The sequence below is a fragment of the Vannielia sp. genome (genome assembly GCF_029212645.1).
In the GTDB taxonomy this organism is placed as follows: Bacteria; Pseudomonadota; Alphaproteobacteria; order Rhodobacterales; family Rhodobacteraceae; genus Vannielia.
This window is the reverse complement of record NZ_JARGND010000002.1, coordinates 139,078-145,970: the sequence shown is the minus strand read 5'-3', so window position 1 is coordinate 145,970 and position 6,893 is coordinate 139,078. Positions and strand designations below refer to the sequence as shown.

At 63.0% G+C, this 6,893-nt stretch carries 7 protein-coding genes and 1 riboswitch; all 7 genes read left to right on the top strand.

Features of this window, described 5'->3' with window-relative positions:
* Positions 1-364: 364 nt before the first annotated feature.
* Positions 365-1,027, top strand: a complete 663-nt coding sequence (gene lipB / locus P1U55_RS01395) for a lipoyl(octanoyl) transferase LipB (protein ID WP_301045678.1) — start codon at positions 365-367, stop codon at positions 1,025-1,027.
* A gap of 123 nt (positions 1,028-1,150) precedes the next feature.
* Positions 1,151-3,061 carry a PhoX family phosphatase gene (locus tag P1U55_RS01390; RefSeq protein WP_301045677.1) on the top strand — a complete coding sequence of 637 codons (1,911 nt, stop codon included), beginning with the start codon at positions 1,151-1,153 and terminating at the stop codon, positions 3,059-3,061.
* Positions 3,062-3,410: 349 nt separating this feature from the next.
* A riboswitch (TPP riboswitch) is annotated at positions 3,411-3,514 on the top strand.
* 60 nt (positions 3,515-3,574) lie between these two features.
* Positions 3,575-4,354, top strand: coding sequence for a bifunctional hydroxymethylpyrimidine kinase/phosphomethylpyrimidine kinase (thiD, locus tag P1U55_RS01385; protein WP_301045676.1), 780 nt, complete (start codon positions 3,575-3,577; stop codon positions 4,352-4,354).
* A complete protein-coding gene (locus P1U55_RS01380; protein ID WP_301045675.1) occupies positions 4,351-5,331 on the top strand; it encodes an FAD-dependent oxidoreductase in 981 nt (326 codons plus the stop codon). The genes thiD and P1U55_RS01380 overlap by 4 nt, the downstream gene beginning before the upstream one ends.
* Complete coding sequence (gene thiS, locus P1U55_RS01375; RefSeq protein WP_301045674.1) at positions 5,309-5,506, top strand: sulfur carrier protein ThiS; 198 nt, start codon at positions 5,309-5,311, stop codon at positions 5,504-5,506. The genes P1U55_RS01380 and thiS overlap by 23 nt, the downstream gene beginning before the upstream one ends.
* A gap of 1 nt (position 5,507) precedes the next feature.
* The gene (locus P1U55_RS01370) at positions 5,508-6,278 is read left to right on the top strand and encodes a thiazole synthase (protein WP_301045673.1); all 771 of its coding nucleotides are present in this window, start codon (positions 5,508-5,510) and stop codon (positions 6,276-6,278) included.
* Positions 6,275-6,871: a thiamine phosphate synthase gene (locus tag P1U55_RS01365; RefSeq protein WP_301045672.1), complete on the top strand. Its 597-nt coding sequence runs from the start codon at positions 6,275-6,277 to the stop codon at positions 6,869-6,871. Before P1U55_RS01370 ends, P1U55_RS01365 begins: the two co-directional genes overlap by 4 nt.
* Positions 6,872-6,893: the final 22 nt, after the last annotated feature.

Genomic DNA, 6,893 nt, shown 5'->3' with positions numbered 1-6,893 from the left:
TTACCCCACAGCGACCTCAACGCTGCGCGTCTACCAATTCCGCCACGACCGCATATCTTGGCTTGGTGAGCGGCTACCTAGACCATGGGCGCGTTCGGCTCAAGGGCTAAAATGCACCTTTCGTCGCCGCTTTCTGCTCAAGGATATGCCGACCGCACCATTTCGCTGCCAGCGCCGCGCAGCTTGCACAGAATCTCCCCTTCTGGCGGCTGAAAACCCGGCCCCCTCGTGGCACTTCTGCGCGAAGCGGCTTATGTAAGGGGCAAACGGCTCAAGGTGAGAACGATGGCTCTGACGCGGCTGGCAGACAGCACCAAAAACGCAAGCACCCGCGCGGCGGCGCGGCAATGCGCGCCTCAAGCCGATGGTTGAGTGGATCACCACCCCCGGCCTCACCGGCTATGAGGAGGCCGTCGCTTTCATGGAGGCCCGCGCCGCCGCGATCCACGCGGGCGAGGCCGATGAGGCGATCTGGCTGGTCGAGCACCCGCCGCTCTATACCGCCGGCACCTCCGCCAAGGCGGCAGACCTGCTCACCCCCAATCGCTTCCCGGTGCATAAATCGGCACGCGGCGGGCAATATACCTACCACGGGCCGGGCCAGCGGGTGGCCTATGTGATGCTTGATCTCAATCAGCGGGGCCGCGATGTGCGCGCCTTTGTGCAGCGCCTTGAGCACTGGGTCATCGACACTTTGGCAGAGTTTGGCCTGCATGGAGAAATCCGCGAAGGCCGCGTTGGCGTTTGGCTGCCCCGCCCCGAAAAGCCCCCCCTGCCCGATGGCACCCCGCGCGAAGACAAGATCGCCGCCATTGGTATTCGGCTGCGCAAGTGGGTGTCGTTCCACGGTATCTCGATCAACGTTGAGCCGGACCTTGGCCATTTTTCCGGCATCGTGCCCTGTGGCATCGCGGGCCATGGCGTGACCTCGCTGGTTGATATGGGCCTGCCCGTCACCATGGATGACCTTGACGTCGCGCTGAAACGCAGCTTCGAGCGGGCTTTCGCCCAAAGCCCCGCCAGGTAACCACCGCCCCCCGGCCCCGTTACAAAGGCTTTACACAACCGTCACAAAACCGATGTCCCGCACACCTATCGGTGGCGCCGATGAAAGCCGCAAGGGACGCGGCACCAGCCTGGGAGCCAGACCATGAAAGACATCGACCTCACCACCCTCTCCGCCGACGATTGGGACGAAATCAACTCCCCCCGCCCGGAGGAAAACGACTTTGACCGCGTGGTTGAGCGGGCGGTCTCGCGCCGCGGCTTCCTTGGCGGCGCACTGGCCTTTGGCTCTGGCGCCGTTGCGATGAGCGCGGGCCTGTTGTCCTCCACCTCTGCGGCCCGCGCCGAGGGCGCGGCCAACCGCTTCCCCTTCACCCCGATCGATATTGCCACCGATAGCGCTGTCCACGTTCCCGAGGGCTACACCTCGGAGGTGCTGGTGCGTTGGGGTGATCCGCTGTTTTCGGACGGCGAAGGGTATGATGTGGCCGAGGGCGGCCCTGTTGCCGGGTCTGACCGGGTGTTTGGCGAAAACACCGACGGGATGGAGCTGTTCTCTTACCAGGGCCATGAGCTGATCGCGGTGAACCACGAATACACCAACCGCAAAACCAACCTGCCCGCCGCGCAAGAGGGCACTCCGGCCAGTGCCGATGACGTGCTGAAGCTGCAAAACCTGCAAGGCGTCACGGTGATGGAAGTGGCCCAAGGCGAAAACGGCTGGAGCGTTGTCGTTGACAGCCCCTTCACCCGCCGCATCCACCACAACACCCCGATGGAAATTGCCGGCCCCGCCGCTGGCCACGACCTGATGAAAACCAAGGCCGACCCGGAAGGCACCCTGTCGCTTGGCACCATGAACAACTGCGGCTCGGGCAAAACGCCCTGGGGCACCTACCTCACCTGCGAAGAAAACTTTAACGGCTACTTCGGCTCCACCGAAGGCGATGGCGCCGACCTCCCCGAGCAGGTGACCGCCGGTTACAGCCGCTATGGCATTGGTGCCGATGGCTGGGGCTATGATTATCACAAGCATGACGCCCGCTTTGATACCGCGAAAAACCCCAATGAGCCGCATCGTGTGGGCTGGATTGTTGAGATTGATCCAACCGACCCTGATAGCACCCCGATCAAGCACACCGGGCTGGGCCGCTTCAAGCATGAGAACGCCGAAGTCGTGCTGTCACCCGAGGGCCATGTGGTTGTGTATATGGGCGACGATGAGCGCGGCGAGTTCCTTTACAGGTTTGTTTCCACTGGCACATGGGCGCCCGGCGGCTCCACCGAGGGCCTGCTCGATGAGGGCACCCTTTTTGTGGCCAGGTTCAACGATGACGGCACCGGCGAATGGCTGCCGCTGACGCCTGAAACCACCGGCATGGCCTCTATGGCCGAGGTGCTGATCTTTGCCCGCATGGCCGCATCCGCCGTGGGAGCTACCACCATGGACCGCCCCGAATGGGTTGCCGCCAATACCCAGGCGGTCGAGGCGTATTGCTGCCTGACCAACAACAAGAACCGTGGCGTGAAGCCCAATGCAGGCGGCGATGAAACCCCCGCCAACGGCCCCAACCCGCGTGACACCAACAACTACGGCCAGATCGTGCGCTGGCGTCCGAGCGAAGACAACCACGCCTCTGACAGCTTTGATTGGGATCTCTTCGTCATGGCGGGCAACCCCGAGGTTTACCCGACCAACAGCTATGGCGGCTCCGAGAACGTGACAGCGGGCAATATGTTCAACTCGCCCGATGGCATGGCGTTTGACAGCAACGGCCTGGTGTGGATCCAGACCGATGGCGATGACAGCAACGAAGGCGAGTTTGCCGGTCAGGGCAACAACCAGATGCTGGTTGGCGACCCCGCCACAGGTGAGATCGCCCGCTTCCTCACCGGGCCAAACGGCTCTGAGGTAACGGGGCTTTGCTGGTCGGCAGACAAGCGCGCCATGTTCGTGGGCATCCAGCACCCCGGCGGCGCTTGGCCCGATGGCGCTGGCCTGCCCCGCTCTTCCATCGTTGTGGTCACCCGCGACGACGGTGCCTTGATCGGCTAACGTCGCTTCTGAACTCTCGAAAAAGGGGCCGCTCCTCACCGGGGCGGCCCTTTGCATGGGGGGCCGCGAAGGCGGGTTTCAGGCGCAAAGGCTGGCCGTGCGGCACCGTGCATGAATGCCCCTATTTGGGGGCAGTTTCGCAGACAGGCCTCTGTGCGAGGTGAAAGGCCCACAGCCAGCGCGCCGCCCTCAGAATACCCCTGCAAAATCGAGGCATCAAAGCCAGATCGTTGCCTCCTTGATCCGATCCACCAGATGCCGGGACCAAACGGCCAGAGCATCCCACCAAGCGGCCCAACGCAATCTAATTCTGTTTGACGCAACGGCCTGATCCATCTAACACACGACCAAATACCTGTTGGGGAGCCCTTACGCGGGCTGAGATGCGCTTGTCGCGAACCCATTGAACCTGAACCGGTTAGGACCGGCGGAGGAAACAGCGTTCGGACATCTCGTCCGTATTCGGTCGTCTTTCCTTTCATTGTCCTCACCCAAGAAGCCAAGGGCGGTGATATGGTAGCGAAGGCGTTAACGATCGCTGGCTCGGATTCAGGCGGTGGCGCTGGCATTCAGGCTGATCTGAAGGCCTTTTCCGCGATAGGCGTTTACGGCGCTTCGGTCATCACGGCGGTCACCGCGCAAAACACCCAAGCCGTGAGCGCGATCCATCCGATCCCTGACGAGGTTGTGACAGCGCAGATCAAGGCGGTGCTGAGCGACATTCAGATCGACGCGATCAAGATCGGAATGTTGGGCACGCCCTCCCTGATCGAGGCCGTGGCCGATGCCATCAGCGGTTTTGAAGGCCCAGTGGTGCTTGATCCGGTGATGGTGGCCAAATCAGGTGACGTTTTGCTGGCCGATAGCGCGATAGATGCGCTCAAGTCCCACTTGCTTCCCCGCGCGACCCTTCTGACGCCAAATCTGCCCGAAGCCGCCAAGCTTGTTGGCTCCGGCGCGGTGGAAGATCAGGCGCAAGCGCTGCTTGGTTTGGGCGTTGGCGCGGTGGTGATGAAGGGAGGGCATGGGATCGGTGATATTTGCACCGATCATCTGGTCACCTCTGCCGGCACGCGGTCCTTCGCCGCGCCGCGCGTGAACACCCGTAACACCCATGGCACCGGGTGTACGTTTTCCTCCGCCATCGCCGCCTTTATGGCGCAGGGGCGCACCCTGCCAGACGCGGTGGCGCGTGCCCACACATGGCTGAACAAAGCGATCCTGGCGGCAGATCAGCTGAACGTGGGTCAGGGCCACGGGCCGGTGCACCACTTCCACGAGCTATGGGCATGAGCGATCCGTTCACCATCCTTGGCGGCGGCGTTTGTGGCTTGGCAATGGCGACAGAGTTATCGTCGCGCGGCGCAAAAGTTACCGTGATTGACCTCAAGGATGTCCCCGGCGCGCACGCCTGTTCGTGGTGGGCCGGCGGCATGTTGGCACCCGAATGTGAGGGGGTTAGCGCAGAGCCAGATATCGTGCGCCAGGGCCGCAAGGCTGCCGCGTGGTGGGAGCGCCACGGCGCAACGATCCATAAACAAGGCACGCTGGTCGTCGCACTTGGGCGCGATCACAGCGATCTGGCGACCTTTGCGCGCCGCGCCCCGGCCGCCAAAACCCTGAACCGCGATGGCATTGGGGCGATTGAACCGCATCTGGCGGAGCGGTTTTCCAAGGCGCTGTTCCTCCCGGATGAAGCCCATTTGAACCCACGCGAAACCCTCACCACGCTGCATGAGCGCCTTGAGCAAACCGGGGTGACATTTCAGGGCAAGGCGCAAGGTCAGATGATCGACTGCCGCGGCCTCGCCGCGCGCGATACGCTGGCCGATCTGCGCGGCGTCAAAGGCGAAATGCTGGTGGTGCGCTGTCGGGATGTGACGCTGTCGCGCCCGGTTCGGCTGCTGCACCCCCGGTTTCCGCTTTATATCGTCCCGCGTGGCGACGGGGTCTTCATGCTGGGGGCGACCCAGATAGAAACCGGCGACCGCACTCGCGCGACGGTGCGCTCGATCATGGAACTGATGAACGCCGCCTACGCCCTGCACCCGGCGTTCGCAGAGGCGGAGCTGCTGGAAATCGGCGTCGACGCGCGGCCCGCCTTTCCTGACAACGCGCCGCGCATCCGCCAGATGGGCGACCGGATTTACGCAAATGGCCTTTTCAGGCACGGGTTTCTGCTGGCCCCCGCCCTGGCGCGGATGACAGCCGACCTGCTGCTTGATGGCACAACACCGGAGGTTTGGTATGAAGATCATCGTCAACGGTGACCCGCTGGACAGCGACGCGCCCACATTGGCCCAACTCTTGGAGCAACTCGGCAAAGCCGACGCCAAGGTTGCCACCTCTGTGAACGAGGGCTTTGTGCCCAAAACACAGCGCGCTGACACGCCGCTGCATGACGGCGACCGGATCGAAATCGTCGCCCCCCGGCAAGGAGGGTAGGATGCCCACCTTCTACAACACCAAAGTGACATCCCGGCTGATGCTGGGCACCGCGCAATACCCCTCCCCTGCCATTCTGGCCGAGGCGTTTCGCCAATCCGGCGCCGGGATCGCCACCGTTTCTGTGCGCCGCGAGGCGGGCGGGGAGCAAGCCGGGCAGGATTTCTGGGCGCTGATCGAGGATTTGGGCGTTGCAGTCCTGCCGAACACCGCCGGATGCCATTCTGTGCGCGAAGCCATCACCACCGCGCAAATGGCCCGCGACCTCTTTGAAACGAACTGGATCAAGCTTGAGGTCATCGGCCACGCAGACACCTTGCAACCCGATCCCTTTGGCTTGGTCGAAGCGGCACAACACCTGACCGACGACGGGTTTGAGGTGTTTCCCTATTGCACCGAAGATCTGGTGCTTTGCGACCGGCTGGTTGAGGCGGGGTGCAAGGTTTTGATGCCATGGGGCGCGCCGATTGGCACGGGTCTGGGCCTCAACAATGTTTATGGCCTGCGCAGCCTGCGTGCGCATTTCCCGGATGTGCCCTTGGTTGTAGACGCCGGTCTGGGCCTCCCCTCCCAAGCGGCCCACGCAATGGAACTGGGCTACGACGCCGTCCTGGTGAACACCGCCGTGGCGAAGGCAGGCGACCCTGTCGCAATGGCACAGGGCTTTGCCCGCGCGGTTGAGGCGGGCGCGCTGGCCGCACAGGCCGATCCCATGGACCCGCGCGATATGGCGGCCCCGTCCACTCCGGTTTTTGGAAAGGCGTTCCTGTGAAGCTGCCCCGCTTTTACCCGATCTTTGATGATGTCGCCTGGTTGCGGCGGATGCTGCCGCTGGGCGTCAAAATGGTGCAACTGCGGATCAAGGACCAGCCGCAAGACGCCTTGCGCACACAGTTGCAAGAGGCGCGTGATCTGTGCCGCAGCCACAACGCCGTGCTTGTGGTGAACGACCACTGGCAACTGGCCATCGAACTGGGCTGCGACTGGGTGCACTTGGGGCAGGAAGACCTTGATGAGGCGGATATCGAAGTGATCCGCGCAGCGGGGTTGAAGCTGGGTGTTTCAACCCATGACACCGCCGAATTGAACCGCGCTCTGGCATTAACACCGGATTATATCGCCCTTGGGCCGATCTATCCAACGATCTTGAAAAAGATGAAATGGCACCGGCAGGGCGTGGAAAAACTCAGCCGTTGGAAAGACCGCGTGGGCGATACCCCCCTTGTTGCCATCGGCGGGATGAGCGTGGCGCGGGCAGAGGGCGCATTTGCCGCCGGGGCTGATATCGTATCAGCCGTCACCGACATCACACTGCACGCCGATCCCGAAGCCCGGGTCAAAGACTGGCTCAAGGCCTGCGCATGACCCGTTACGCCCGCCAGACCGC